The following is a 25,498-nucleotide window of genomic DNA, read 5'->3' on the forward strand; positions in this document are numbered from 1 at the left end:
TATCACTTTTCTTACTGCGCTATGTGCTGGCTATCCTCAGTGTGTTGTTCAGGCGCTTGCTGTTGCTCAAGCCTTTCGCTTAAACACACAGTAAACTCAGCGCCTAACAGCACCACAATCCAAGACAAGTAGACCCAAACAAATAGGATCGGCACAGTTGCTAATGCACCATAAATCACTTCATAAGAAGGAAAGTGGCTGATATACATAGCAAAGCCTTTCTTGGTTAGCTCGAACAACAATGCCGCAAACAAAGCACCAGGGATCGCAGCTTGAAAAGCAACTCTCTTATTCGGAACTAAAGTATAGAGCATAATGAAGCCGGCCATGGAAATTGCGTAGGGTAAAAGTTTTAATAAGAAGCCACTAAACCCTGGAATACCCTGATCGGCAAACGATACCAAAGACACTATATAAGATGTCACACCAATACTTGCACCAAGTAAAACTGGGCCCAGAGTTAATACCATCCAATAAATCGCAAAAGAGATCATAAACGGTCGCTTCTCTTTTACTCGCCAAATGCGATTTAAGGCAGTATCTACATTTCTGATAAGCAATAGCGCCACAGCCGCTAAGAAGCTAATGCCCACGGCAGTCATTTGATTTGCATTACCCGTAAAGGCGCTGATATGAGACTTAATGGAATCTGTTGAAGTTGGAACAAAATTAGTGAAAATGAAGTTTTCTATGGCAACTCGGGTATCTTCAAAGCCAGGAAAAGCTGAAAATATTGCTACACCGACAGCAATTAAAGGCACCAAAGACAGCAAGGTTACATAGGCCAAGTAACCTGCGTTGATGGTAATTTGATCTTCTACACAGCGCTTAAAATAGTGCTGCCACCAACTAGGCTGATCTGCTAGAAAGTCTTTCGCTTTAGATTGTATTTGCTGATAGTGCAGTTGCATAAGATAAAATAAACAGGAAACGTTTTGCACATCATAGCAATCCACCCCATAATTTACATCAAGATAGTTAATAAAATAGGTTGATTATGAAACATTTAGCTCTAGCAGCAACGTTATGCCTTGGCCTAAGCGCTTGCCAAACAGTTTACTATTCTGCAATGGAGAAAGTTGGTGTACACAAACGAGAAATCCTTGTAGATAGAGTCGAAGCGACCAAAGAGTCACAACAAAACTCACAGCAAGAATTTCAATCAGCACTAGAAAGATTAACCACACTAGTCAATTTTGATGGTGGCGAATTACAAACTGCCTATGAGCAATTGAATGATGATTATGAATCAAGCCTTTCGGCTGCGAGCGATGTCTCTAACAACATCGACAAAGTAGAAGATGTCGCCGAAGCATTATTTGATGAATGGCAGGATGAACTTGGCCAATATTCCAATGCCAACTTAAAACGTGAAAGTGAGAAAAAATTAAAGCAAACACAAAGGCAGTTCTCTAAGCTGCTTAAATCGATGCGTCGTAGTGAAGCTAAAATGCAGCCTGTTTTAGACTCATTGAAAGACAATGTACTGTATTTAAAGCATAACCTGAATGCCCAAGCGGTCGCGGCGATCCGAGGTGAGTTTGACTCTTTGAAAGTCGATATTCAAAACCTAATCAATGATATGAATCGTTCGATTGCCGATTCAAATGCCTTTATTGAGCAAATGAATCAGAATAAAGTGAACTAGCCTTTATACCTCCTACAACTCAGATTAATCGCCTGCCATTTAACATTTTTATGGCAGGCCACTCACCAAAAAAGCGTCAATCTCGTCATTTTGTAAACTCCTAAAGTCCTCTCTACGCCTATCCCGTAAGCTTCAACCCGAATGACGCATACTCTTTTGCTCTTTGTATGTGCAAACTCCAAGTGATGTACAGTTGCAACTAAAAAAAGGTACGATTATGAGAAGCAATATTTAAAAACCAGCTGCAAATAATTAAAAATAAGAAAGTCACAATCAGGGGAGATTTTTTCGGTGACAACTATGTTAAACAAGTATAAATATGAGCTGCTGTACACCTTTTTGATAGCCACCTATATCACACTAAGCGGCTCATCATCTTTCATATTCACACTATGGATCGTCTCAGTGCCTTTGTTGCTTCTTGGTTTGAATTTCTTTTTGAAGTTCAAAACACTGCAAATTAGCAGGAGAAACCAATTAGCCTCGATCGCTTGTCATTTGATTATGTTATTCGTCACTATTTCATTGCACTTTGACATTGGCGGAGTCACTACAGGAAGTTCTACATCAGCAATTGCACTAGTTATGCTACCAATCTTATGTGCCGCAGGAGTGATTGCACTAGTAGCACTTCACTGGCTGTTTAACTTTTTAAAACACAAAAATGTGAGTTAATAAGTGAAAAATAGCTACTTAGGTAGCTATTTTTCACTTTCTTTTTTAAGCCTAGTTAATAACGCGAAAACCAATCCAAAATACGATCTAAACGCTCAACTAAATTTGTAGGCGTACCAGTGCGAGACAGACCATGTGTCTCCCCCTTAAAGATCACCATTTCTACAGGAACATCATTCGCTTTAAGCGCATAAAACCATTCTTGGCCCTGCCCTATGGGTGTCACCATATCTTGATCACTGTGGATGATCAGAGTCGGTGTTGAAACCTGATCAGCATATTTCAATGGTGAGCGATCCCAATATCCTGCAAAGTTCGTCCAAAGCGTACCACCAAACTCTTTGGTCATTTGCGCTGGCGTATACTCTTGCGTGCCCGCCTCAGAGATCCATGAGCTGACACTACGTTGCGTGACTGCAGCTTTAAAGCGATCGGTTTTGGTCGTGATCCAGTTAGTTAAAAAGCCACCATGACTGCCCCCTGTGATATACAGCGCATCTTTATTAATCCAGCTATTTTGTGCGATCACCTTATCTAAAAACAGCATGTTATCTCTGTAATCTGCACCACCGTAATCCTTTCGAACAGCTTTACTATGTGCAATACCATAGCCGCTACTACCACGGTAATTCACATAAACGACACCATAGCCTTTGGCAGCATACATTTGGTTTTCATGGAACCACTGGTGCCCCCACATACCACCTGGGCCGCCTTTAATATTCAATACCAATGGGTATGATTTATTCTTGTCGAAATTAATTGGTTTATGAACGAAACCCTGTACTTTCATTCCCTGCTCATTCTCAAACCAAAATGATTCTGCCGGTGAAAGGGCTTTGCTCGCAATCAATGCATCATTAAATTGTGTGAGCTTTTGCAGTTTTTTTGACTGAATCTCATATCGATAAAGTTCTGGGAGTGCTGTTGAACTTTCTAAAGTAAAGACTAGAAACTTGCCACTGGGTGCAATTGCTAAATTTCTAACCGTTTTGTCTATGTCTAATAGTTTTTTGACCGATGCAGCCCCAGTGTCAACTGCGAATAAACGGTGGGCACCATGATCGCTGGTTGTAAAATAAAGCGACTTATTTGTCGGTGACCATAAAGCCCCTGAAGCGCGTCTGTCGAATGCTGCAGTTAAATTTTTTGGCTTACTATTTCCACGCTGTAAAAATAGATCTGCTTGCTCATAGGTGTCTTCTTGGTGGCTGTACACGACCGACTTACCGTCATGCGAAACGCTCACGCTATATTGACTGCCTTGATGTTGAGTCAATGCCACTTGCTGCTTTGTCTTAATGTTTAAGCGATAGATATCGCTATTATCATTACCCTCATACTCGAGCCCTGTTTTATTGGCATGAAAATAAACATATTGACCATCTTTAGACAAAGTTGGGCCATTTACATTCCAATCAGACCCTGCTGTCAGTTGAGTCAATGCTTGGCTTTCTAAATCATAGGTAAATAGATGACGACGCTTATCACTTAAATAGCCTGCACCATCTCCGATGTACCTCGCGTTTTTGACTACCACAATATCTGGTTTAGCACGCTTATTTTCAGGCTCGCTGTCTAATGCTTCATTTTCTTTCTCGGGACTGACACTTAATGTGAGCAGCAACTGCTCGCCAGATGGCAACCATTGAAAGCTCGACAGACTTTGCTCTAAGAAAGTCACTTGCTTTGCCTCACCGCCATTGGCCGGCATGACAAATACCTGAGATTTACCATCAACCGAACGGATAAAGGCAACACGAGAGCCATCTGGTGACCATTGAGGCGCGCGATCGCCTGTGCCTTGAGTAAACTCAGAAACAACACCCGATTTGTCTATTTTGAAGACCTGACTATTTCTTCCGCTGGCATCGTCATTGACTGTTCGTTTAACAAATAAAATGTCTTCGTTATTAGGAGATACCTGAGGTGAACTTAAAAAGACAAAATCAAAGTAATCTTCAGGCACTAAGCCTTTTGACTCTTTCTTTGCAGCAGATGCTTGCGCTTGTGTCGTTATAAATAGGGAAAATAATAATGCCCAAGTTAGTAAGCCACTGAAATGGCGCTTTTCATTCATATCCTTCATTCCAAAACTCAAAGTCAAAGTCAAAGATCAGAAACAATGGCATCAACACAATGAGGAGAGTCATTGTTAATGCATGTCCCGAAAGTAGTTTCAAATTGGAGAATACGTGAGCAACCTGTATAAGTCTTAATAAATCGATAAAAGAACATTATTGAAATATAAAAGGCGTTTCATTTTTGTTGTGACTTGATGAATTGAAACAGATTTAAGAAATCCGGGCAGAACTATACATAAAAAATACCAAGCATCTAAACGACAAAAGCCCCAGCAAATGCCGGGGCTTTTAAGCAATTATAAACTTAGTCTAAGACTAAAATTAAGCTTGCTTAGGACTAGAAACAACTTCTACTAAAGTCCAAGACTTATTCTTAGAAATTGGCGCGCACTCACGAATAGTAACTACGTCACCTGCTTTAGCAGTGTTGCTCTCATCGTGTACTGACATTTTAGTAGTACGCTTGATGAATTTACCGTAGATCGGGTGCTTAACCTGACGCTCGATAGCAACAACAATTGATTTGTCCATTTTATCGCTTACTACACGACCTTGAAGAGTACGGATCTTATCGCTCATTATGCACCTGCCTTCTGGTTAATAACCGTTTTAACACGCGCAATGTTGCGACGTACTTTTCTCAGTTCGTGAGTTTGAGCTAGCTGACCAGTGCTCGCTTGCATGCGCAGGTTAAACTGCTCACGAAGTAGCTCTAGAAGTTCAGCGTTTAGCTCTTCTACGCTTTTGTCTTTTAATTCGCTAGCTTTCATTACATTACCGTCCGAGTTACGAAAGTTGTCTTGAATGGTAGTTTACGAGAAGCAAGGTTGAATGCTTCACGAGCAAGCTCTTCAGAAACACCTTCCATTTCGTAAAGCACTTTACCAGGCTGAATTTCAGCAACCCAGTATTCAACAGAACCTTTACCTTTACCCATACGAACTTCAAGCGGCTTGTTTGTGATTGGCTTGTCTGGGAACACACGGATCCAGATTTTACCTTGACGCTTGATGTGACGAGTCATAGCACGACGAGCTGCTTCGATTTGACGAGCAGTCATACGACCACGACCAGTTGCTTTCAAGCCGAATGAACCGAAGCTAACTTTGTTACCGTTGTTCGCAAGACCACGGTTGCGGCCTTTATGAACCTTACGGAATTTTGTACGTTTTGGCTGTAACATTAATCGCTACCTCTTACTTAGCACTTTTTTTGGCTTTCTTCGGAGCACGTTTAGCTGGCTTCTCTTGCTCTTGTTTCAGTGGAAGACCACCGATAACTTCGCCTTTGAAGATCCAAACTTTAACACCGATGATACCGTAAGTGGTTAAAGCTTCAGAAGTTGCGTAGTCGATATCAGCACGAAGAGTATGTAGAGGTACACGACCTTCACGATACCACTCAGAACGTGCGATTTCAGCACCGCCTAGACGACCGCTAACTTCAACTTTGATACCCTTAGCACCTAGACGCATTGCGTTCTGTACTGCGCGCTTCATAGCACGACGGAACATAACACGACGCTCTAGCTGAGAAGAGATACCGTCAGCAACTAACTGTGCATCTAGCTCTGGCTTACGTACTTCTGCAATATTGATTTGTGCAGGTACACCAGCAAGCTTAGTTACAGCTTGGCGAAGCTTTTCAACGTCTTCACCTTTTTTACCGATAACAACACCAGGACGAGCTGTGTGAATTGTTACACGGATTGATTTAGCTGGACGCTCGATAACGATTTTAGACACAGAAGCAGACTTCAATTCCTTAGTAAGGTATTGACGTACTTTGTGATCGCCAAAAAGCTGTTCAGAGAAATCTTTAGTATTCGCGTACCAAGTAGATACCCAAGGCTTTGAGATACCTAGGCGAATACCAGTAGGATGAACTTTTTGTCCCATTACTTATATCTCCTAGCTATCCGAAACCACAACAGTGATGTGGCTTGTACGCTTAAGGATGCGGTCTGCGCGTCCTTTAGCACGTGGCATAATACGCTTCATTGTAGGACCATCGTCCACAAAGATCGTAGCTACGCGAAGCTCATCAATGTCAGCACCTTCGTTATGCTCCGCGTTCGCGATAGCAGACTCAAGTACTTTCTTAACCAATACAGCCGCTTTCTTAGGGCTGTACGCTAGGATTTCTAGCGCGCGATCAACCGGAAGTCCACGGATTTGATCAGCCACTAGACGTGCCTTTTGCGCCGAACCAGAGGCGAATTTGTGTTTAGCTAATGCTTCCATCATACCCTCCGATTAACGCTTTTTAGCTTTCTTATCCGCAGCGTGACCGCGGTAAGTACGTGTAGGTGCAAATTCACCTAGTTTGTGACCGATCATTTCGTCTGTAACGAATACAGGTACGTGCTGACGACCATTATGGACAGCGATGGTCAATCCGATCATGTTAGGGATGATCATTGAACGACGGCTCCAAGTCTTGATAGGCTTCTTGTCACCGCTTTCCAACGCCTTCTCTACCTTCTTCAGCAAGTGTAGGTCAATAAATGGACCCTTCTTGAGAGAACGTGGCATGGCAATTCCTCAACTATTACTTAGTACGACGACGTACGATTAATTTATCAGTACGCTTGTTTTTACGTGTCTTCTTACCTTTAGTAGGTACACCCCATGGAGATACAGGATGACGACCACCAGAGGTACGACCTTCACCACCACCGTGTGGGTGGTCTACTGGGTTCATGGCAACACCACGAACTGTAGGACGGATACCACGCCAACGATTTGCACCAGCTTTACCTAGTGAACGTAGCATGTGTTCTGCGTTACCTACTTCACCTAAAGTTGCGCGACAATCCGCTTCAACTTTACGCATCTCACCTGAACGTAGACGAAGTGTTACGTACTGACCTTCACGAGCAAGGATCTGAACGTATGCACCCGCTGAACGAGCGATTTGAGCACCTTTACCAGGCTTAAGCTCAACGTTGTGAACAGTAGAACCTACAGGCATGTTGCGCATTGGTAATGTGTTACCAGCCTTGATTGGTGCATCAACACCAGACTGAATAGTATCACCAGCTTTTAAGCCTTTAGGTGCGATGATGTAACGACGCTCACCGTCTGCATATAATACAAGAGCGATGTTTGCGCTACGGTTTGGATCATATTCTAAACGCTCAACTTTAGCCGGAATACCGTCTTTAGTACGTTTAAAATCGATTACACGGTAGTGTTGCTTGTGACCACCACCGATGTGACGAACCGTGATACGACCGTTGTTGTTACGACCACCTGACTTAGAGTTTTTCTCTAGTAGCGGAGCGTATGGCTTACCCTTGTGTAGATCAGGGTTAACCACTTTAACGACGTGACGACGACCCGCAGAAGTTGGTTTACACTTTTGAAGTGCCATAATTCTAACTCCCCTTATTACTCGGCGCCGCCGACAAAGTCTAGCTCGCTACCTTCTTTAAGAGTAACGTAGGCTTTTTTCCAGTCTGAACGACGACCGAAACGCATGCCAGTACGCTTTGTTTTACCCTTAACGTTTAGTGTGCGAACACCAGTTACTTCTACTTCAAAAAGCTTCTCAACAGCTGCTTTAACTTCAGCTTTAGTTGCGTCTGTTGCTACTTTGAAAACGATTGTGTTGTTTTCTTCAGCAGCAATAGTGCTCTTTTCAGAGATGTGTGGAGCAAGGATTACTTTTAAAAGACGTTCTTCACGGATCATGCTAGCGCCTCCTCAAGTTGCTTAACAGCACCTGCAGTAATTAATACCTTATCGAAAGCGATTAGGCTTACTGGGTCAATGCCAGCTACGTCACGTGTATCAACCTTGTATAGGTTACGTGCAGAAAGGAATAGATTCTCATCTACTTCTTCAGTCACGATTAACACGTCTTTAAGCTCAAGCTCTTTAAGCTTACCAACAAGCTCTTTAGTCTTAGGTGCTTCTAAACCGAAGTTTTCAACAACTACTAAACGCTCTTGGCGTACAAGCTCAGATAAGATGCTTTTGATCGCACCGCGATACATCTTACGGTTAACTTTTTGGCTGTGATCTTGCGGCTTAGCTGCAAAGCTCACACCACCGCTGCGCCAGATTGGGCTGCGGATTGTACCAGCACGTGCACGGCCAGTACCTTTTTGGCTGAATGGTTTCTTACCACCACCACGCACTTCAGAACGTGTCTTCTGAGCACGAGTACCTTGACGAGCACCTGCTGCGTATGCAACAACTACTTGGTGTACTAATGCTTCGTTAAACTCACGTCCAAAAGTAGCTTCGGAAACTTCAAGCGCGCCAGCGCCTTTAATTGCTAATTCCATCACTAAATCTCCAGGACTTATGCTTTAACAGCTGGTTTAACGATAACGTCACCGCCGATAGCGCCAGGTACTGCACCTTTAACTAAAAGCAGGTTACGCTCAGCGTCAACACGAACTAGTTCAAGATTCTGAGTCGTTGAACGCTCAGCACCCATGTGACCGGCCATTTTCTTACCTTTAAACACCTTACCAGGTGATTGGTTTTGACCGATTGAACCAGGAGCACGGTGAGACAAAGAGTTACCGTGTGTAGCGTCTTGCATGCTGAAATTCCAGCGCTTAACACCACCTTGGAAACCTTTACCTTTTGAAGTGCCAGTAACGTCAACTTTGTTCACGTCATTGAAAAGCTCAACTGTTAGTTCAGCACCAACTTCAAATTCACCTTCTCCGCCGTTAAGACGGAATTCCCACAGGCCACGACCCGCTTCAACACCAGCTTTAGCGAAGTGACCCGCTTCTGGTTTGTTTACACGGCTTGCTTTTTTCTCGCCTGCAGTAACTTGAAGCGCGTTATAACCGTCTGTAGCGTCAGATTTGATCTGCGTTACACGGTTAGGCGTCGCTTCGATAACTGTCACAGGGATAGATACACCATCTTCAGTGAAGATACGTGTCATACCCACTTTACGACCGACTAGACCTAATGCCATTTTCCTAAAACCTCTCTAATCTTCCGATTAACCCAGGCTGATTTGAACATCAACACCAGCAGCAAGGTCTAGGCGCATTAGAGCGTCTACAGTCTTGTCTGTTGGTTCTACGATGTCGATCAGACGTTTGTGGGTGCGGATTTCATACTGATCACGCGCGTCTTTGTTTACGTGCGGAGAGATCAATACAGTAAAACGTTCAAAGCGCGTAGGTAGTGGGATTGGACCACGTACTTGAGCACCAGTGCGTTTCGCAGTTTCCACGATTTCCGCCGTTGATTGGTCAATCAAACGGTGGTCAAAAGCTTTTAGGCGAATACGAATGCGTTGATTTGACATTCTTAAACCTCAAATAAAAAGAGCATTTAAAAAGAGCATAAAAAAACCTCCGAAACCATCTTAATATAACAAGAGGTCGGGTGTTCTTCTATTTCTACCATTGAACTCCAAATCGGAGTTCCTGTTTAATGACTTGAAATCCAAGTCCTATAGTTAACTTTCGAACTCATAATGAGCAGAAAGTTTGCGTATTATATAGAGACTGGCGATAAATGCAACAGTTTATCTTAATAAATATGTCATTCAGCGTAACACTGAATTAGTCGAGTTCTTTTTGAAAACATCTACACTTAATAGAAGCTTCTGAGATTGATGCTTTTTTGTAAATGGTCAGTCCAGTATTTCCTTGGTATTCTATAGCAAATTTTTTAGCTGGTTATGATATGAACATTTTGACTCGCAGCGCGAATGTAATTGCGGCTGCCGTAAACCGTATTTTAGTTAGGACAAAACTGCTGCCAGAATCTCCTGTCGCACAATTTGAACTTGACTCATCTGTGCCTACGTTTTACGTAACGCGTCTAAATTCAAAAGCAGATTTAGCTGCATTGGCAGCAGTATGTAAGCAGCTTGGTTTGCCAGACCCAAGAGAGCAACAAACACTCTCAGGAAAACAGATCGACCGTTTTATCCCACTTGCTAACCCAACCCCGCTGTTTGGTGATAAAGCAAAACCCAGTGACGCACTGGTAATTGGCAAGCAAATCTTCGATGCATTCAGCCTCTCTCCGGAACAACGTGCTCAAGTTGTACCTGTTACCATTCTCTGGGGCAGAAACCCAGGAAAAGAAAAACCAGGTATCGGCACACTATTTTCTCATTCAATGACTCCGAGCTGGTTAAGAAAGTTTTTTGTTTTGCTGTTTTCGGGTAGAGATAACCTTGTTCGCTTTAGCCAGCCCATTGAACTCAATCAGTTGATGACGGATAAAGCGGACGTTGACGAACTTCCGCACAAATTACTTCGCGTGGCACGGGTGCACTTCAAACGCCAAAAGCTAGCAGCAACAGGACCCAAGTTACCATCAAGAGAAGCACTCTTCTCAGGCTTACTAGCGTCGCCAAGCATTAAGAAAGCGATTGCAGACGAAGCTAAAGCGAAAGGATTAAGCCATCAAGAAGCCAAGTTAAAAGCAAAAGAATTACTTGAGGAAATTGCAGCCAACTACTCTGATGCCATGATCCGAGTCGGTGACCGTATATTAACTTGGTTGTGGAACAAGCTTTATAATGGCATTGAAGTGAAATACGCAGAGCGTGTCCATGAGTTAACAAATAAGGGCCACGAAATTATTTATGTACCTTGCCACCGCAGCCACATGGACTACCTGTTACTGACTTATGTTATCTATCACCAAGGGTTAGTACCTCCACATATCGCAGCAGGTGTAAATTTAAACTTCTTCCCTGCAGGGGGGATCTTCCGTCGCTCTGGTGCTTTCTTTATTCGCCGCTCATTTGCGGGAAATAAACTTTACTCAGCCATTTTCAAAGAATACTTAAGCCAGCTCTTTATGAAAGGCTACTCGGTTAAGTTTTATACTGAAGGTGGCCGTAGTAGAACAGGCCGCCTATTGCCACCGAAAACAGGTATGTTAGCAATGACCATGCAAGCAATGCTTCGTGGTATTGAACGACCAATCTCTATTGTGCCTGTTTATATCGGCTATGAACACGTAATGGAGATTAATACATATCTGAAAGAGCTCGCGGGTAATGACAAAAAGAACGAATCCATCTTCGCAGTTTTTAAAGCGATAAAAAATCTCAAAAACTATGGTCGCGGTTATCTTAACTTCGGTGAACCAATCGCTCTGCAACAATATCTAAATGAACACCAACCGGATTGGCGAACGCACATTGGTGATGATAGTACGAAGCCGCAATGGCTTAATACCCAAGTTGCAAATGTAGCGCAAGACATCATGACCAATATAAACAGCGCCGCTGCACTGAATGCAGTTAACTTACTCGCCACAATTTTACTGAGTCGCGATCAATTTGCTTTAAGCAAACCAAAGCTACTAAAGCAGCTGGATTTTTATTTAGCACTACAGCAGCAAGCAAAATATAACGATCAAATCACGCTTCCTTCAGATGATGCGCAATCACTACTCGAGCATGCATTAAAGTTAAATAAGTTTGATGTGTTAACTGATGAGATGGGCGAAATTATCTCTATTAAGGAGAAAGAGCGCACACTATTTAATTACTATAGAAATAACATCATTCACCTTTTTGCTGTACCAAGCATACTTGCACAGCTAATTTATCAAAAAACAGAAGTTGCTATTGAGTCTGCAAATAAGACCGTGAATGCGTTGTATCCACTGTTTGCGAAAGAATGGTTTTTAACAACACTGTCTGAGGACTATATCGCGAATATCTTGAACAGCTTTGAACAACAAAAGCTGATCAGCATGGATAATGGCATCATCAAGATCACTGCCGACAAGCAAGCACAAGCTCAATTAGAAATGCTTGGTAACGTGATGCATCTAACCCTTGAACGTTATGCAATCACGACGACGCAGATCATCAATTCAGATGCAATAAAGCGCCAGCAGCTTGAAGCAGATTGTGAAGTGTTAGCCAAACGCTTAGGTACTTTGCATGGCATAAAAAGCCCAGAGTTCTTTGATAAGAAGGTGCTTACTAATCTGATATCTGGGTTAAAGGAGCAAAACTATATCAGTATTTGTGAGCAAAACACCATTCATGCCCAAGAGGCCATAACTAATTTACAATCGCAACTTACTGAATTATTGCCAGTGAGTATTTGGCAATCTATCCATGAGCACAGCAGCTAATTTAAAACATTTCAAAAGCCGCATTTCATAATGCGGCTTTTTTACTCGTATCTCGACCAATTCAATAGAATCGAATATACCCTACCAGTCATATCATTCTGGGCATCTATATGCTTTAAGAAGTAACACTTTCTGGCCGAATAAGTAATTTAGTCAAGCTAGCTGTTTATAGCTATCCTCATTAATACTCCATCATTGGGAGAGACAAAAACTGACGCTATCTGCGTTAATCACTTGCTGCTCAGAACAATTTAATTGCTAAATTTTCGCCTTTAGTAACGAGCGCTCTTTGCATCAAAATAGGCCTCTTAATGAAGAGAATTGTTATTAGTATCAGCAGGCAAATTGTAAATAGATCAGATTCAATTAGTAGATATCTGAAGGTATTAAAAATGAAGATGTTAGCTTAGGGAGGATTTCGGTGCTTCGACTGAAACTGAGATTGAAATAGGTGCATTTCTAAAACAAAAAGGCCGAGCTATTGCTCGGCCTTTTCATGTCTTATAAAGACTTACTCTGCAGACTGCGCGTCTTCTTGAGTTTCTTCCGCAACTGGACGGTCTAGAAGCTCAATGTAAGCCATTGGTGCGTTATCACCAGCACGGAAACCACACTTAAGAATACGAGTGTAGCCACCAGGACGCTCTGAGAAACGAGGACCTAGTTCGCTGAATAACTTACCAACAACTTCTTTATCACGCGTGCGAGCAAACGCTAAACGACGGTTTGCTACGCTGTCAGTCTTAGCCAGTGTGATTAAAGGTTCAATTACACGGCGCAACTCTTTCGCTTTAGGCAAAGTAGTTTTGATGATTTCGTGCTTCACCAAAGAACCAGCCATGTTGCTGAACATCGCTTTGCGATGGCTGCTGTTACGGTTTAATTGACGACCACTCTTACGATGGCGCATGACCCTATCCTTCTAACTAAACTAATATAGTAATCTGATTATTCAGCTAGACTTGCAGGTGGCCAGTTTTCTAGGCGCATGCCCAGAGAAAGACCACGTGAAGCTAGCACGTCTTTGATCTCTGTTAGAGACTTCTTACCAAGGTTAGGCGTCTTAAGAAGCTCAACCTCAGTACGCTGTACCAGATCACCGATATATTGAATTTGCTCGGCTTTCAGACAGTTCGCTGAACGTACAGTTAGCTCTAAATCATCAACAGGACGAAGTAGAATCGGATCAAACTCCGGCTTCTCTTCTTTCGCTTCTGGCTCAGAAACATCACGTAAATCTACGAATGCTTCAAGCTGTTCAGCTAGGATAGTCGACGCACGACGGATCGCTTCTTCAGGATCTAGTGTGCCGTTCGTTTCCATATCGATGATTAGTTTATCTAAGTCTGTACGCTGTTCAACACGTGCTGACTCAACCGAGTACGCAATACGCTCAACCGGGCTGAATGATGCATCAAGCAACAAACGACCGATTGGACGCTCATCGTCATCAGAGGATAAACGACTTGACGCCGGTACATAACCACGACCGCGCTCAACACGAATACGCATGCTGATCTCGCTATTGTCAGCCGTTAGGTGACAAATCACGTGCTCAGGATTAGCAATTGTTACATCGCCATCATGTTGAATATCTGCCGCAGTCACAGGGCCTACACCAGATTTAGTCAGGGTAAGGAAAACTTCATCTTTACCTTCTAGAGATACTGCTAAGCCTTTAAGGTTTAACAAAATTTCAATGATGTCTTCTTGAACGCCTTCTTTCGCGCTGTACTCGTGTAATACACCGTCAATTTCAACTTCAGTCACTGCGCAACCTGGCATAGATGACAGAAGAATACGACGTAAAGCATTACCCAAAGTGTGACCAAAACCACGCTCAAGTGGTTCTAAAACAACTTTAGAACGTGATGGGTTGATAGCGTCGATATCGACTAACCTTGGCTTTAGGAATTCGGTTACAGAACCCTGCATTTTATCCTCTCTTAACTCTTAACTTTACTTCGAGTAAAGTTCGACGATTAGTTGTTCGTTAATGTCCGCAGACAGATCAGAACGCTCTGGTAGGCGCTTGAAGCTACCTTCCATTTTCTTACCGTCAACTTCAATCCAAGTTGGCTTTTCACGTTGCTCAGCCAACTCTAGAGCAGCGATGATACGCGCTTGCTTTTTAGACTTCTCGCGAATTACTACAACATCTTCTGGAGTAACTACGAAAGAAGGGATATTAACAACACGACCATTAACCATAATCGCTTTGTGGCTTACTAGCTGACGCGCTTCAGCACGTGTGCTTGCAAAACCCATGCGATATACAACATTGTCTAGACGTTGCTCTAGAAGCTGTAATAGGTTTTCACCTGTGTTACCTTTAAGGCGAGCAGCTTCTTTATAGTAGTTACGGAATTGCTTTTCTAGTACACCGTAAATACGACGAACTTTTTGCTTTTCACGTAATTGTAGACCGTAATCAGATAGACGACCTTTACGAGCACCGTGCTGACCAGGTGCTGTTTCAAGCTTACACTTAGAGTCGATTGCTCTAACGCCGCTCTTAAGGAACAGGTCAGTACCTTCACGACGACTTAGCTTGAGCTTAGGGCCCAAATATCTTGCCATGTTCTTTCTCCTAACCTATTGTTATACGCGACGTTTCTTCGGTGGACGACAACCATTATGAGGGATTGGCGTCACGTCAGTGATGTTTGTGATACGGTAACCTAGTGCATTTAATGCACGAACTGAAGATTCACGACCTGGACCTGGGCCCTTGATGAATACTTCTAGGTTCTTAAGACCGTACTCTTGTGCAGCAGTACCTGCGCGCTCAGCAGCAACCTGTGCAGCGAACGGAGTAGACTTACGAGAACCACGGAAACCAGAACCACCTGCAGTCGCCCAAGAAAGAGCATTACCTTGACGGTCAGTGATGGTCACAATAGTGTTGTTGAATGATGCATGAACGTGTGCCATACCATCAGCAACTTGCTTTTTGACCTTTTTACGACGAATTGGTGCTTTAGCCATAACTTACCCCACCTTATTTCTTGATAGGCTTGCGTGGACCCTTACGAGTACGCGCGTTAGTCTTAGTACGCTGACCACGTAGTGGTAGCGAACGACGATGACGTAAGCCACGGAAACAACCAAGGTCCATTAGGCGCTTGATGTTTAGTGTAACTTCACGACGAAGGTCACCTTCAACAGTGTACTTACCTACTTCTTCACGAAGTACGTCAAGTGTTTCGTCAGAAAGATCACCGATTTTTGTAGTTTCGGCGATACCAGTCGCTGCTAAGATCGCCTTAGCGCGAGTTTTACCTACACCATAGATGCTTGTTAAACCGATAACAGCATGCTTATGATCAGGAACGTTAATGCCTGCGATACGGGCCACTAACATATCTCCTATAAATAAACTTGATCATCATCTTGCTGGAAAGCCCGTATAGGATACCCAACCGACATTCAAGTTTTACCAATGAAACAGGCTAAGTAGTATTACTTAGCCTGCATGACTTTTATTAGCCTTGCCTTTGCTTGTGCTTTGGCTCACTGCAAATCACACGTACAACACCTGCACGTTTGATTACTTTACAGTTACGGCAAATTTTCTTAACGGAAGCACGTACTTTCATTGCTCAACTCCGTAAACTAGCCTTAACGACCGTAGCCCTTAAGGTTTGCTTTTTTCAGCACAGAATCATACTGATGAGACATCATATGAGTCTGTACTTGTGCCATAAAGTCCATGATTACTACAACGATAATCAAGATTGATGTACCGCCGAAGTAGAATGGCGTTTGCCACGCCATAGTCATAAACTCGGGCACTAGACAGATAAAGGTTATATACAACGCGCCCGCAAGGGTTAAGCGTGTCATCACTTTATCAATGTATTTTGATGTCTGTTCACCCGGACGAATGCCTGGAATAAAAGCGCCAGACTTTTTAAGGTTATCTGCTGTCTCACGCGGGTTAAATACCAACGCAGTGTAGAAGAAGCAGAAGAAGATAATAGCCGCAGCTAATACCATCGCATACAGAGGCTGACCAGGAGTCAACACTGCAGAGATAGCTTGTAGCACATCAGCGACCGGACCTTCACCTTGGCCGAACCAGCTTGCAATTGTACCAGGGAACAAAATGATACTGCTAGCAAAGATTGGTGGAATAACACCCGCCATATTAACTTTTAATGGTAAGTGCGTGCTTTGAGCAGCAAATACCTGACGACCTTGTTGACGCTTCGCATAGTTAACAACGATACGACGTTGACCACGCTCAAAGAACACAACAAGATAAGTTACAGCGAATACAATTACCGCAATCATTAGCAGTACAAAAACATTCAAATCGCCTTGGCGCGCCATTTCGGCTGTCGAGCCAACAGCAGACGGCAGGTTAGCTACGATACCAACAAATATTAGAACTGAGATACCGTTACCGATACCACGCTCTGTAATTTGTTCACCCAGCCACATAAGGAACATAGTACCTGTTACTAAGCTCACCACAGCGGTGAAATAGAAACCGAAACCTGGGTTAACAACTAACCCGTCCATCATGCTTGGTAAGCCAGTGGCGATACCAATCGACTGGAATGTAGCAAGCACGAGCGTACCGTATCGAGTATACTGGCTGATCTTCTTACGACCTTGCTCACCTTCTTTCTTAAGCTCTATCATCGCAGGATGTATGTGCGTTAATAGCTGCATAATAATCGAAGCTGAGATATAAGGCATAATACCCAGCGCTAATACCGAAGCACGCTCAAGCGCACCACCACTGAACATGTTGAACATCTCAACAATGGTGCCCTTTTGTTGCTCGAAGAACTCGGCAAGTACAGCGGCGTCAATCCCAGGGATCGGCACGAAAGAACCTAAACGGTAAATAATAATTGCACCTAATACAAATAGTAAACGGCGCTTTAATTCCGCTAAGCCACTTTGTGCACTTTGCATATCTTGACCTGGTTTAGCCATTGTGTACTTCCTTAGTCTTCTACCTTGCCTCCGGCAGCTTCAATAGCTTCGCGTGCACCTTTAGACACTTTCATGCCTTTAACAGTAACAGCGCGTGAAACTTCGCCAGATTTAACTACTTTAACGAACTGGATGTTCTTTTTAACTAGACCAGCTGCTTGTAACGCGTTCAGATCTACCACATCGCCTTCAACTTTAGCGATTTCGTATAGGTTAACTTCAGTAGATACTAGAGATTTACGTGAAGTGAAACCGAACTTCGGTAGACGACGTTGCATAGGCATTTGACCGCCTTCGAAACCAACGCGAACTTTACCGCCAGAACGTGATTTTTGACCTTTGTGACCACGGCCGCCAGTTTTACCTAGACCAGAACCGATACCACGACCAACACGTTTACCAGCAGACTTAGAACCTGCAGCAGGAGAAAGAGTATTCAAACGCATCGAATTAGCCCTCTACCTTAACCATGTAAGAAACTTGGTTGATCATACCACGTACACATGCTGTATCTTCTAATTCAACAGTGTGGTTGATACGACGTAAACCAAGGCCACGTAAAGTTGCTTTATGCTTCGGTAAACGACCGATAGAGCTCTTTACTTGAGTAACTTTTACAGTATTTGCCATGGTTAATTACCCCTGAATTTGGTCAACAGTTAGACCACGCTTAGCAGCGATCTTCTCTGGAGAGTTCATGTTCTCAAGAGCAGCTACTGTAGCGCGAACGATGTTGATTGGGTTAGTTGAACCGTATGCTTTCGAAAGTACGTTCTGTACACCAGTTACTTCTAGTACTGCACGCATCGCACCACCGGCGATGATACCTGTACCTTCAGATGCTGGCTGCATGTATACTTTAGAACCCGCGTGGCGACCCTTGATTGGGTGCTGTAGCGTGTTGCCATTTAGGTCAACAGTGATCATGTTACGACGTGCTTTTTCCATTGCTTTTTGAATAGCAGCTGGAACTTCACGTGCTTTACCGTAACCAAAACCTACTTTACCTGCGCCATCACCAACTACTGTTAGTGCAGTGAAGCTAAAGATACGACCACCTTTAACTACCTTAGACACACGGTTTACCGCGATTAGCTTTTCAGCTAATTCTGGCTGTTGTGCTTTTGCTTCTACGTTAGCCATTGTCTACTCCTAGAATTGCAAGCCAGCTTCACGCGCTGCATCAGCAAGCGCCTTCACACGGCCGTGATATTTAAAGCCACTACGGTCAAAAGCAAGTTTTTCAATGCCTTTGTCTGCAGCGCGCTCAGCAATTGCTTTACCTACAGCTTGTGCTGCAGCGATGTTGCTAGTGCCTGTTAGGGCTTCTGCAATTGCTTTCTCAACAGTAGAAGCAGCAGCCAGCACAGTACCTTCAGCGTTTACTAGCTGAGCGTAGATGTGACGTGGCGTGCGGTGGATAACAAGACGCGTTGTGCCTTGTTCAATAAAATTTCTACGAGTGCGCTTAGCACGACGTAGACGAGCTGTTTTCTTATCCATCGTCTTACCTTACTTCTTCTTAGCTTCTTTACGACGCACGTGCTCATCAGCATAACGTACACCTTTACCTTTATAAGGCTCTGGCTCACGGTATGAACGGATGTTAGCAGCAGTTTGACCAACTAATTGTTTGTCAGCGCCTTTAACTACTAGTTCAGTTTGGCTAGGAGCTTCGATTGTGATGCCCTCAGGGATCTCGAAGTTCACTGGGTGTGAGAAGCCAAGAGTTAAGTCTAATACTTTACCCTTAACTGCAGCACGGTAACCAACACCTACTAATTGAAGCTTTTTCTCGAAACCTTCGTTAACACCTTGGATCATGTTGTTGATCAGTGCACGTGCAGTACCAGCTTGAGCCCAAGCATTTGCTACGTCACGTGGAGCAGTAGTGATAACGTTGTCGTTTAAAGCAACTTCAACAGCATCGTTAACTACACGAGTTAATTCGCCGTTTTTGCCTTTAACTTTGATTTCCTGGCCAGCTAGTGTAACTTCAACACCGGCAGGAACTGCAATAGGAGCCTTCGCTATACGAGACATAGTTCCCCTCCGATTAAGCTACAAAGCCAATGATCTCACCGCCAATACCAGCACTACGTGCAGCACGGTCAGTCATTAAGCCTTTAGAAGTTGATACGATAGCGATACCTAAACCACCCATTACCTTTGGTAAGTCGTCACGTTTCTTATAGATACGTAGACCAGGGCGGCTAACACGCTGGATATTTTCGATTACAGCTTTGCCTTCGAAGTACTTAAGTTCGATAGTCAATTCTGGTTTTGCGTCGCCAGCTACTGCGAAGTCAGTGATGTAACCTTCTTCTTTTAGTACTTTAGCAACTGCTACTTTCAGCTTTGAAGTTGGCATTGAAACTGATACCTTCTTCGCAGACTGACCGTTACGGATACGTGTGAATAAATCCGCAATAGGATCTTGCAAGCTCATGTCTTACTCCCGTGATTCTATTACCAAGAAGCCTTTTTAAGGCCAGGAATTTCACCGCGCATAGCAGCTTCGCGAACTTTGATACGGCTCATGCCGAACTTGCGAAGGAAACCATGTGGGCGGCCCGTGATGTTACAACGATTACGTTGACGTGCAGGGCTTGAATCACGCGGTAAAGACTGAAGCTTTAATACCGCGTCCCAACGATCATCTTCAGATGCGTTAACATCGCTGATGATAGCTTTTAGTGCAGCGCGCTTTTCAGCGTACTGTGCAACTAATTTAGTGCGCTTTGCTTCGCGCGCTTTCATTGAATTCTTTGCCATAACCCTACCCTTACTTTTTGAATGGGAAGTTGAACGCTTCTAATAACGCACGGCCTTCATCATCTGTTTTCGCAGAAGTAGTGATCGTGATATCCATACCGCGAACGCGGTCTACTTTATCATAATCAATTTCTGGGAAGATGATTTGCTCACGTACGCCCATAGAGTAGTTACCGCGACCGTCAAAAGACTTTGCGCTAACACCGCGGAAGTCACGAATACGTGGCATCGCGATAGAGACTAAACGCTCTAGGAAATCCCACATACGCTCGCCGCGTAGGGTTACTTTACAGCCGATTGGGTAACCTTCACGGATCTTAAAGCCAGCAACTGATTTACGAGCTTTAGTCACTAGAGGCTTCTGACCAGAGATTGACTCAAGGTCGCGTACAGCGTTCTCAAGGATCTTCTTGTCAGCTAGGGCTTCGCCCACACCCATGTTAAGTGTGATCTTTTCGATCTGAGGGACTTGCATGACAGAGCTGTAACCGAACTTTTCAAAAAGTTCTTTTACTACTTTGTCTTTGTAAACTTCATGCAGTTTCGCCATCGTCTACTCCAACTAATTAAATAGCTTTTCCGTTAGACTTAAAGAAACGAACTTTTTTGCCGTCTTCAAATCTAAAACCTACACGATCAGCCTTGCCAGTTTCGGCATTGAAGATCGCTACGTTAGAAGCGTCGATTGATGCTTCTTTTTCAATGATACCGCCAGCTTGTTGAAGCTGAGGAACTGGTTTTTGGTGCTTCTTGATAAGGTTTACACCTTCAACGAAAACACGACCAGTTTCAGTAACAACTGAAAGCACTTTACCGCGCTTACCTTTGTCTTTACCGGCTAGTACGATTACTTCGTCATCACGACGGATTTTTGCTGCCATGATCGACTCCTTATAGTACTTCTGGTGCTAGTGAAACGATCTTCATGAACTTGTCGTTACGTAGTTCACGAGTCACAGGGCCGAAGATACGAGTACCAATTGGCTGTAGGTTATCATTTAAGATAACAGCCGCATTGCTATCGAAACGGATTAAAGAGCCGTCTGGACGACGAACGCCTTTTTTAGTACGCACAACTACTGCGTTTTTAACATCACCTTTCTTCACTTTACCGCGAGGAATTGCTTCTTTAACAGAAACTTTAATGATGTCACCAACTGCCGCGTAGCGACGGTGCGAACCACCAAGGACTTTAATACACTGCACTTTGCGAGCGCCGCTGTTATCAGCAACGTCCAGCTGAGTTTGCATTTGGATCATTTTTGATGCTCCGGTGTAGTTAAACTTCGCTTCAAATTTGTATAAATATGAAGCAGTTAGATTATTAATCACTCAAAAAACGTGGAGTTCGTCTTTCAAGGGCGGGCAATTGTAACAATAAACATGAGGGATGGATAGTTCAATTTTTAATTAATTGTGCTATTCCACCAAGTTTTCTAGATTGCATTTCTGATATGGAGACAAGCAGTTAGTTTTTCAAGCGCAAAAACTAAAACAACTTCAACTGATTAAATAACAAACAAGTAAAAATAGCGGTGATAAAATAAAATCGTCGCTTATTTAATCTATTTCATGTTTTTCTATCGTAAATAGTTCGAATTCTCAAACTCGAACCGATACACTAACTCTAGAACTAATAATAAAGCATTTTATTGTGATACAACTCGAGCAATTTTACCAACAAATCACCCCATTAGGACAAGGCGGCATGAGCCGTGTTTTTCTGGCTGTTGATGCAAAATTAGAGCGTCATGTGGCGATAAAAGTGCTCGACGTAAATAAAGTCGATAAACAACAGGCTTTGAACGAAGCCAAAATACTGGCCCGCGTTAATCACCCAAATATTGTGCAAGTATATAAAGTGCACGAGAGTGACACCCAGCTCGCCATCGAAATGGAATATGTGCAAGGCGCTACCCTTAAACATTTTTTAAAAACCCGTCATCTCGAGTCTGAGCAAAAGTTACAGCTACTAATTGATATCGCCCAAGGCTTATCAGAAGCGCACAAAAATGACATTCTGCATCTTGATTTAAAAGCCGATAACATTTTAATCAACGCCCAAGGTGTTGCGAAAATCGCTGACTTTGGCATTGCCCAACTCGGTGATGAGCAGCGCAGTCATCACTCTAGCTTTGGTAGTTTAACAGCAATGTCACCAGAGCAATTGAATAAGCAGCTGTTAGATCAGCGTGCCGATTTATTTGCCTTTGGCTTATTGGCCTATCAGCTGTTTGCGAATGAGCACCCTTATTTAGCCCAAGCCAAAGACGCCACCCCAGATGCCATTGCAGAACAAATCAAGCATGTTCCTTGTCAAAGTGATGCAAGTAAATTACTCGACATGCCTGCGCAGCTTGGTGCACTAATCAATGCACTAATGGCATTCGACAAAGCAGCGCGCCCAAATAGCTTTCACCAAGTTATTACTCAGTTAAAGCAATTACAGCAAAATATTGGTTATGCACAATGCGATGACACACAAGATATTGATGCAGTAGACCTACAAATACCCACACCTTCAGAATCTACAACTAACGCAAAATCAAACTTCTGGCAAAAATATGGCCTTGCCATGTCGTGGTTGTTTGCAGTTTGCCTTGTTGGCGCGGGTTATTGGTATTGGCAAACTAACCAACCAAAGAGCTATATTGCCGCCCTACCCATTACCTTCGAAGGACAAACTGAATTAACCGACACCCAACAGCGCATTGCCACCTTGGGGCTTGAAGACGCCATCAGTAACTTTATTTTGCAAGACACATCAAGTTTGCAAGTATCAAACTCAGAAGTAACCAGCACCCTTAAACTCATGGGTGAACAAGCATCGCAAACTGACATCGGCAAAGCCCTAGGTGCCGACGTGCTACTTGAACCTGTATTTAACTGTCGTAACTCATTGTGTGAAGTCACACTTAATGCCATTGATGCACACACTGCCACTTTGCTCGATACCACTCGTTATAGTGTCGATACCGAAAGCTTTTCTGAGGCCTATCACAGCAGCTTGGTGAATATTGAGGCGCTATTCGACAAGCGCTTTACCAGCCAAACTTATAGCGATGCGTTTTACGACAAATATGTAGCGCAGGTTGAAGCATTTCAAAGTGGCTCGCAAGACATTGCGGTGACACTGGCTGAAGTGAAGTCGCTGATCCGTCAAGAGCCAAGCTTTGTGCCCTTGTATCGGTTTTATAGGAAGGTGGCAGTTGAATCACAGTTTCTTCAACAAGATAACACTATCATTTGGGATTTCTTAGATGCTTTAGAACATACCCCTGAGACCTATAAGAATAGTCATAACTATATCATTGATCGTATTCAGGCGTATCAGACTATTAAAGATTGGCAAAAAGCTGAAATGTTAATTTCAGAGCTTAATAACACTGATGTAGATACATATGAGCTTTATAGTGTAAAGGCTAGCCTCTATAGTGAAAAAGGAGATTACACACAAGCACTAGACAATATTCTCAAGGCGCACCAATTCAAACCCTCACTACAAATCACTCGTAATACGGCTATTTTATATTTGCTAAATGGTAAGTATGATGAATCAACAAAGTATCTAGACCTAGTCATTCAAATCGCACCTAATGATTTTTGGGCACTTAAAACTTATGCGGATTTATCTTTAGTCACAGGTGAAGCTCGAGAAGCCATTAAGTCATACACAAAAATGCTACTAAATACACCGAATGATGCTTCTATTCTATCAAATTTAGCCATTGCACACTCCTTAATCGGTGAGTTCGAACTTTCAAACCTTAATGCAAATAAAGCTTATCAACTTAATTCTTCTAACTTAAATTTCGCACTTAACTTGGCTGATAGCTATTCATACCTTGGTGAGGATAATAAAGCTAAGCTAATTTACGAGCAATTACTTAAACAAACGCAAGATACAACAAATATTGATGACTTAATGGTACGTATACAGGCTCTTGCCCATGCAGAAAATACAGTAGAAGCATTAAAAGAAATCAATCAAGTAGAAACTGCACATTCAAACGTCTACGATTTGCAGTTCGTCAAAGCAATAGTTTTAACGAAATTAGGGGAATCACATTCTGCTTTATTGGCAATCGAGAAGGGCATTCAAGAAGGATGGAGTGAAACTTTCTTTACATTACCTTGGTTTAAACCTTTGTGTAAGCATGAAATACAATTGTCAGAGATAATAGGCGCTAAGAATACAAATACTTTATGCGCCTATTAAGCAAGTAATTAAGAAGTATTATTCTAAGGTGGTGGTACTTTACTAATTGTTACTCTTGGATCTTGAGAAATATAAAGCTTACCTTTCTTACCCTCTTTCTCTGCAAGTAACCTAAAGTCAATCTCGTAATTGGTATTGGCTTCAAGTTCAACTTTAGAGAACACCTTGTCTTTGTTTTTAGACTTTACCAACTCTTTAATCACATCAGCTGGAATGCTGGCATCAGGTTCAATATTCATTACCGTCACGACTAAAGAAGTGCCGCCGTTGAATACTTCGCTGCTAAGCTGATAGTTAAAATTATCACGGGCATCAGTAAACAAGGTGCCATTGCCAGCAAAGCGGAAACCTTTGTCTATGCTTGATTGAGTTAGCACATACACAAGGTTTACCGGCTCATCTTCAGGGAATTGAGCCAGATCGACCGATACGTCATCGGCAGGGTTACCGTCTGTGTCTAAAATTACCCAAGGCGTGTCGTCACGGCTTGGTTTAACGGTATACGTTAATTGTTGCGTCATAGTAATGTCCTTTAGAAGTACTAAGCCCATAAGAACACAGACAATTATTGAAAACAACTAATCGAGATTACACCCGATTACACGGGCTTACCGTGCAAAACACACGTTGCTAAGCAAGGTTATTTTTGCGCAAGGGCGACGAGTGACCGAAACGAAGTTCCGCAGCGCTAGGAGGTGAGGGTATGGATACCCGATGGGCGTAGCTACATGGATGTAAACGACACTGCTCCTACAAACTCTTTTATAGGTCGTCATGTATGACGACAATTTAAAAAACAGTGTTGCGCTAAGGGTGCAAAACACACGTTGCGAAGCAAGGTTATTTTTGCGCAAGGTGAAATGAGCAACATTAACAGCTGCAATGGGGTACTCACTCTATCGTTTTTGCGTCATTTATGGCGACAATTTAAAAGGCACATTCGGTAGCACCGACTTTATGTCGGGTTTATTGACCTATTCATATCTCACCTATACCAAAACAAGTCGCGAAGTAAATTCGATGCTACCAAGGGTGCAAAATACACGTTGCG

34 protein-coding genes are annotated in these 25,498 nt (G+C 43.1%); 3 read left to right on the forward strand and 31 right to left on the reverse strand.

Going from position 1 to position 25,498, the window contains the following annotated elements:
* Positions 1-11: 11 nt before the first annotated feature.
* Entirely contained in the window at positions 12-911 is a 900-nt protein-coding gene (locus AAEU28_RS15110; RefSeq protein ID WP_421965009.1) for a virulence factor BrkB family protein, read from the reverse strand.
* Positions 912-997: 86 nt separating this feature from the next.
* Here AAEU28_RS15110 and AAEU28_RS15115 point away from each other — a divergent pair, with 86 nt between their 5' ends.
* Entirely contained in the window at positions 998-1,648 is a 651-nt protein-coding gene (locus AAEU28_RS15115) for a DUF2959 domain-containing protein (RefSeq protein WP_421964898.1), read from the forward strand.
* 730 nt (positions 1,649-2,378) lie between these two features.
* On the opposite strand, the gene AAEU28_RS15120 is transcribed toward AAEU28_RS15115, so the two are convergent.
* From AAEU28_RS15120 to rpsJ, 12 genes are all read right to left on the reverse strand, one after another.
* Positions 2,379-4,403 carry a prolyl oligopeptidase family serine peptidase gene (locus tag AAEU28_RS15120; protein ID WP_421964899.1) on the reverse strand — a complete coding sequence of 675 codons (2,025 nt, stop codon included), beginning with the start codon at positions 4,401-4,403 and terminating at the stop codon, positions 2,379-2,381.
* Between the two features lie 325 nt (positions 4,404-4,728).
* Positions 4,729-4,986 carry a 30S ribosomal protein S17 gene (gene rpsQ, locus AAEU28_RS15125; protein ID WP_421964900.1) on the reverse strand — a complete coding sequence of 86 codons (258 nt, stop codon included), beginning with the start codon at positions 4,984-4,986 and terminating at the stop codon, positions 4,729-4,731.
* The gene (rpmC, locus tag AAEU28_RS15130; protein WP_058031280.1) at positions 4,986-5,177 is read right to left on the reverse strand and encodes a 50S ribosomal protein L29; all 192 of its coding nucleotides are present in this window, start codon (positions 5,175-5,177) and stop codon (positions 4,986-4,988) included. The genes rpsQ and rpmC overlap by 1 nt, the downstream gene beginning before the upstream one ends.
* Positions 5,177-5,590 (reverse strand): 50S ribosomal protein L16, encoded by a 414-nt coding sequence (rplP, locus tag AAEU28_RS15135; RefSeq protein WP_058031281.1) that lies wholly within the window; start codon positions 5,588-5,590, stop codon positions 5,177-5,179. The genes rpmC and rplP overlap by 1 nt, the downstream gene beginning before the upstream one ends.
* Before the next feature lie 13 nt (positions 5,591-5,603).
* Positions 5,604-6,305 (reverse strand): 30S ribosomal protein S3, encoded by a 702-nt coding sequence (gene rpsC / locus AAEU28_RS15140; protein ID WP_058031282.1) that lies wholly within the window; start codon positions 6,303-6,305, stop codon positions 5,604-5,606.
* A gap of 12 nt (positions 6,306-6,317) precedes the next feature.
* A complete protein-coding gene (gene rplV / locus AAEU28_RS15145) occupies positions 6,318-6,650 on the reverse strand; it encodes a 50S ribosomal protein L22 (RefSeq protein ID WP_058031283.1) in 333 nt (110 codons plus the stop codon).
* 12 nt (positions 6,651-6,662) lie between these two features.
* A complete protein-coding gene (gene rpsS, locus AAEU28_RS15150) occupies positions 6,663-6,941 on the reverse strand; it encodes a 30S ribosomal protein S19 (protein WP_010367084.1) in 279 nt (92 codons plus the stop codon).
* A 16-nt stretch (positions 6,942-6,957) separates the two neighbouring features.
* Positions 6,958-7,782, reverse strand: coding sequence for a 50S ribosomal protein L2 (gene rplB / locus AAEU28_RS15155; protein WP_058031284.1), 825 nt, complete (start codon positions 7,780-7,782; stop codon positions 6,958-6,960).
* Between the two features lie 17 nt (positions 7,783-7,799).
* Positions 7,800-8,102, reverse strand: a complete 303-nt coding sequence (rplW, locus tag AAEU28_RS15160; protein ID WP_058031285.1) for a 50S ribosomal protein L23 — start codon at positions 8,100-8,102, stop codon at positions 7,800-7,802.
* Positions 8,099-8,701: a 50S ribosomal protein L4 gene (rplD, locus tag AAEU28_RS15165; protein ID WP_058031286.1), complete on the reverse strand. Its 603-nt coding sequence runs from the start codon at positions 8,699-8,701 to the stop codon at positions 8,099-8,101. Before rplD ends, rplW begins: the two co-directional genes overlap by 4 nt.
* Before the next feature lie 17 nt (positions 8,702-8,718).
* Positions 8,719-9,354 (reverse strand): 50S ribosomal protein L3, encoded by a 636-nt coding sequence (gene rplC, locus AAEU28_RS15170; protein WP_421964901.1) that lies wholly within the window; start codon positions 9,352-9,354, stop codon positions 8,719-8,721.
* A gap of 27 nt (positions 9,355-9,381) precedes the next feature.
* Complete coding sequence (rpsJ, locus tag AAEU28_RS15175; protein ID WP_005495349.1) at positions 9,382-9,693, reverse strand: 30S ribosomal protein S10; 312 nt, start codon at positions 9,691-9,693, stop codon at positions 9,382-9,384.
* A 383-nt stretch (positions 9,694-10,076) separates the two neighbouring features.
* On the opposite strand from rpsJ, the gene plsB reads away from it, so the two are divergent.
* Complete coding sequence (plsB, locus tag AAEU28_RS15180; RefSeq protein WP_421964902.1) at positions 10,077-12,503, forward strand: glycerol-3-phosphate 1-O-acyltransferase PlsB; 2,427 nt, start codon at positions 10,077-10,079, stop codon at positions 12,501-12,503.
* Between the two features lie 511 nt (positions 12,504-13,014).
* Here plsB and rplQ read toward each other — a convergent pair.
* The 17 genes from rplQ to rplN all read right to left on the reverse strand — a co-directional run bounded on the left by rplQ (position 13,015) and on the right by rplN (position 21,488).
* Complete coding sequence (gene rplQ, locus AAEU28_RS15185; RefSeq protein ID WP_058031289.1) at positions 13,015-13,413, reverse strand: 50S ribosomal protein L17; 399 nt, start codon at positions 13,411-13,413, stop codon at positions 13,015-13,017.
* Between the two features lie 38 nt (positions 13,414-13,451).
* The gene (locus tag AAEU28_RS15190) at positions 13,452-14,438 is read right to left on the reverse strand and encodes a DNA-directed RNA polymerase subunit alpha (RefSeq protein ID WP_058031290.1); all 987 of its coding nucleotides are present in this window, start codon (positions 14,436-14,438) and stop codon (positions 13,452-13,454) included.
* Positions 14,439-14,462: 24 nt separating this feature from the next.
* Positions 14,463-15,083, reverse strand: a complete 621-nt coding sequence (gene rpsD, locus AAEU28_RS15195; protein ID WP_171628000.1) for a 30S ribosomal protein S4 — start codon at positions 15,081-15,083, stop codon at positions 14,463-14,465.
* A gap of 21 nt (positions 15,084-15,104) precedes the next feature.
* Entirely contained in the window at positions 15,105-15,491 is a 387-nt protein-coding gene (rpsK, locus tag AAEU28_RS15200; protein ID WP_010562279.1) for a 30S ribosomal protein S11, read from the reverse strand.
* 13 nt (positions 15,492-15,504) lie between these two features.
* The gene (gene rpsM, locus AAEU28_RS15205; RefSeq protein ID WP_058031679.1) at positions 15,505-15,861 is read right to left on the reverse strand and encodes a 30S ribosomal protein S13; all 357 of its coding nucleotides are present in this window, start codon (positions 15,859-15,861) and stop codon (positions 15,505-15,507) included.
* Positions 15,862-15,988: 127 nt separating this feature from the next.
* The gene (gene rpmJ, locus AAEU28_RS15210) at positions 15,989-16,102 is read right to left on the reverse strand and encodes a 50S ribosomal protein L36 (protein ID WP_002959476.1); all 114 of its coding nucleotides are present in this window, start codon (positions 16,100-16,102) and stop codon (positions 15,989-15,991) included.
* 22 nt (positions 16,103-16,124) lie between these two features.
* On the reverse strand, positions 16,125-17,453 hold the full coding sequence (gene secY / locus AAEU28_RS15215; RefSeq protein WP_058031292.1) for a preprotein translocase subunit SecY: 1,329 nt from the start codon (positions 17,451-17,453) through the stop codon (positions 16,125-16,127).
* A gap of 11 nt (positions 17,454-17,464) precedes the next feature.
* Positions 17,465-17,899, reverse strand: a complete 435-nt coding sequence (rplO, locus tag AAEU28_RS15220) for a 50S ribosomal protein L15 (protein ID WP_058031293.1) — start codon at positions 17,897-17,899, stop codon at positions 17,465-17,467.
* Between the two features lie 4 nt (positions 17,900-17,903).
* Positions 17,904-18,083, reverse strand: coding sequence for a 50S ribosomal protein L30 (gene rpmD / locus AAEU28_RS15225; RefSeq protein WP_058031294.1), 180 nt, complete (start codon positions 18,081-18,083; stop codon positions 17,904-17,906).
* A 6-nt stretch (positions 18,084-18,089) separates the two neighbouring features.
* Positions 18,090-18,596, reverse strand: coding sequence for a 30S ribosomal protein S5 (rpsE, locus tag AAEU28_RS15230; protein ID WP_058031295.1), 507 nt, complete (start codon positions 18,594-18,596; stop codon positions 18,090-18,092).
* Between the two features lie 9 nt (positions 18,597-18,605).
* A complete protein-coding gene (gene rplR, locus AAEU28_RS15235) occupies positions 18,606-18,956 on the reverse strand; it encodes a 50S ribosomal protein L18 (RefSeq protein WP_058031296.1) in 351 nt (116 codons plus the stop codon).
* A gap of 9 nt (positions 18,957-18,965) precedes the next feature.
* On the reverse strand, positions 18,966-19,496 hold the full coding sequence (gene rplF, locus AAEU28_RS15240) for a 50S ribosomal protein L6 (RefSeq protein ID WP_058031297.1): 531 nt from the start codon (positions 19,494-19,496) through the stop codon (positions 18,966-18,968).
* 13 nt (positions 19,497-19,509) lie between these two features.
* The gene (gene rpsH / locus AAEU28_RS15245) at positions 19,510-19,902 is read right to left on the reverse strand and encodes a 30S ribosomal protein S8 (RefSeq protein WP_058031298.1); all 393 of its coding nucleotides are present in this window, start codon (positions 19,900-19,902) and stop codon (positions 19,510-19,512) included.
* 20 nt (positions 19,903-19,922) lie between these two features.
* A complete protein-coding gene (gene rpsN, locus AAEU28_RS15250) occupies positions 19,923-20,228 on the reverse strand; it encodes a 30S ribosomal protein S14 (protein ID WP_058031299.1) in 306 nt (101 codons plus the stop codon).
* 10 nt (positions 20,229-20,238) lie between these two features.
* The gene (gene rplE, locus AAEU28_RS15255; protein WP_058031300.1) at positions 20,239-20,778 is read right to left on the reverse strand and encodes a 50S ribosomal protein L5; all 540 of its coding nucleotides are present in this window, start codon (positions 20,776-20,778) and stop codon (positions 20,239-20,241) included.
* 16 nt (positions 20,779-20,794) lie between these two features.
* Positions 20,795-21,109, reverse strand: coding sequence for a 50S ribosomal protein L24 (gene rplX / locus AAEU28_RS15260; protein WP_058031301.1), 315 nt, complete (start codon positions 21,107-21,109; stop codon positions 20,795-20,797).
* A 10-nt stretch (positions 21,110-21,119) separates the two neighbouring features.
* Positions 21,120-21,488 (reverse strand): 50S ribosomal protein L14, encoded by a 369-nt coding sequence (gene rplN / locus AAEU28_RS15265; RefSeq protein WP_058031680.1) that lies wholly within the window; start codon positions 21,486-21,488, stop codon positions 21,120-21,122.
* Between the two features lie 394 nt (positions 21,489-21,882).
* On the opposite strand from rplN, the gene AAEU28_RS15270 reads away from it, so the two are divergent.
* On the forward strand, positions 21,883-24,447 hold the full coding sequence (locus tag AAEU28_RS15270; RefSeq protein ID WP_421964903.1) for a protein kinase domain-containing protein: 2,565 nt from the start codon (positions 21,883-21,885) through the stop codon (positions 24,445-24,447).
* Between the two features lie 23 nt (positions 24,448-24,470).
* Here AAEU28_RS15270 and AAEU28_RS15275 read toward each other — a convergent pair whose 3' ends face one another.
* Positions 24,471-24,968, reverse strand: coding sequence for a hypothetical protein (locus AAEU28_RS15275; protein ID WP_421964904.1), 498 nt, complete (start codon positions 24,966-24,968; stop codon positions 24,471-24,473).
* Positions 24,969-25,498 lie beyond the last annotated feature (530 nt).

Source organism: Pseudoalteromonas sp. SS15 (genome assembly GCF_049257195.1).
GTDB lineage: Bacteria > Pseudomonadota > Gammaproteobacteria > Enterobacterales > Alteromonadaceae > Pseudoalteromonas.

Coding starts and splice junctions, on each gene's coding strand:
- AAEU28_RS15110 (WP_421965009.1), bottom strand. CDS start 911: ATGCAACTGCACTATCAGCAAATACAATCTAAAGCGAAAGACTTTCTA.
- AAEU28_RS15115 (WP_421964898.1), top strand. CDS start 998: ATGAAACATTTAGCTCTAGCAGCAACGTTATGCCTTGGCCTAAGCGCT.
- AAEU28_RS15120 (WP_421964899.1), bottom strand. CDS start 4,403: ATGAATGAAAAGCGCCATTTCAGTGGCTTACTAACTTGGGCATTATTA.
- rpsQ (WP_421964900.1), bottom strand. CDS start 4,986: ATGAGCGATAAGATCCGTACTCTTCAAGGTCGTGTAGTAAGCGATAAA.
- rpmC (WP_058031280.1), bottom strand. CDS start 5,177: ATGAAAGCTAGCGAATTAAAAGACAAAAGCGTAGAAGAGCTAAACGCT.
- rplP (WP_058031281.1), bottom strand. CDS start 5,590: ATGTTACAGCCAAAACGTACAAAATTCCGTAAGGTTCATAAAGGCCGC.
- rpsC (WP_058031282.1), bottom strand. CDS start 6,305: ATGGGACAAAAAGTTCATCCTACTGGTATTCGCCTAGGTATCTCAAAG.
- rplV (WP_058031283.1), bottom strand. CDS start 6,650: ATGGAAGCATTAGCTAAACACAAATTCGCCTCTGGTTCGGCGCAAAAG.
- rpsS (WP_010367084.1), bottom strand. CDS start 6,941: ATGCCACGTTCTCTCAAGAAGGGTCCATTTATTGACCTACACTTGCTG.
- rplB (WP_058031284.1), bottom strand. CDS start 7,782: ATGGCACTTCAAAAGTGTAAACCAACTTCTGCGGGTCGTCGTCACGTC.
- rplW (WP_058031285.1), bottom strand. CDS start 8,102: ATGATCCGTGAAGAACGTCTTTTAAAAGTAATCCTTGCTCCACACATC.
- rplD (WP_058031286.1), bottom strand. CDS start 8,701: ATGGAATTAGCAATTAAAGGCGCTGGCGCGCTTGAAGTTTCCGAAGCT.
- rplC (WP_421964901.1), bottom strand. CDS start 9,354: ATGGCATTAGGTCTAGTCGGTCGTAAAGTGGGTATGACACGTATCTTC.
- rpsJ (WP_005495349.1), bottom strand. CDS start 9,693: ATGTCAAATCAACGCATTCGTATTCGCCTAAAAGCTTTTGACCACCGT.
- plsB (WP_421964902.1), top strand. CDS start 10,077: ATGAACATTTTGACTCGCAGCGCGAATGTAATTGCGGCTGCCGTAAAC.
- rplQ (WP_058031289.1), bottom strand. CDS start 13,413: ATGCGCCATCGTAAGAGTGGTCGTCAATTAAACCGTAACAGCAGCCAT.
- AAEU28_RS15190 (WP_058031290.1), bottom strand. CDS start 14,438: ATGCAGGGTTCTGTAACCGAATTCCTAAAGCCAAGGTTAGTCGATATC.
- rpsD (WP_171628000.1), bottom strand. CDS start 15,083: ATGGCAAGATATTTGGGCCCTAAGCTCAAGCTAAGTCGTCGTGAAGGT.
- rpsK (WP_010562279.1), bottom strand. CDS start 15,491: ATGGCTAAAGCACCAATTCGTCGTAAAAAGGTCAAAAAGCAAGTTGCT.
- rpmJ (WP_002959476.1), bottom strand. CDS start 16,102: ATGAAAGTACGTGCTTCCGTTAAGAAAATTTGCCGTAACTGTAAAGTA.
- secY (WP_058031292.1), bottom strand. CDS start 17,453: ATGGCTAAACCAGGTCAAGATATGCAAAGTGCACAAAGTGGCTTAGCG.
- rplO (WP_058031293.1), bottom strand. CDS start 17,899: ATGCGTTTGAATACTCTTTCTCCTGCTGCAGGTTCTAAGTCTGCTGGT.
- rpmD (WP_058031294.1), bottom strand. CDS start 18,083: ATGGCAAATACTGTAAAAGTTACTCAAGTAAAGAGCTCTATCGGTCGT.
- rpsE (WP_058031295.1), bottom strand. CDS start 18,596: ATGGCTAACGTAGAAGCAAAAGCACAACAGCCAGAATTAGCTGAAAAG.
- rplR (WP_058031296.1), bottom strand. CDS start 18,956: ATGGATAAGAAAACAGCTCGTCTACGTCGTGCTAAGCGCACTCGTAGA.
- rplF (WP_058031297.1), bottom strand. CDS start 19,496: ATGTCTCGTATAGCGAAGGCTCCTATTGCAGTTCCTGCCGGTGTTGAA.
- rpsH (WP_058031298.1), bottom strand. CDS start 19,902: ATGAGCTTGCAAGATCCTATTGCGGATTTATTCACACGTATCCGTAAC.
- rpsN (WP_058031299.1), bottom strand. CDS start 20,228: ATGGCAAAGAATTCAATGAAAGCGCGCGAAGCAAAGCGCACTAAATTA.
- rplE (WP_058031300.1), bottom strand. CDS start 20,778: ATGGCGAAACTGCATGAAGTTTACAAAGACAAAGTAGTAAAAGAACTT.
- rplX (WP_058031301.1), bottom strand. CDS start 21,109: ATGGCAGCAAAAATCCGTCGTGATGACGAAGTAATCGTACTAGCCGGT.
- rplN (WP_058031680.1), bottom strand. CDS start 21,488: ATGATCCAAATGCAAACTCAGCTGGACGTTGCTGATAACAGCGGCGCT.
- AAEU28_RS15275 (WP_421964904.1), bottom strand. CDS start 24,968: ATGACGCAACAATTAACGTATACCGTTAAACCAAGCCGTGACGACACG.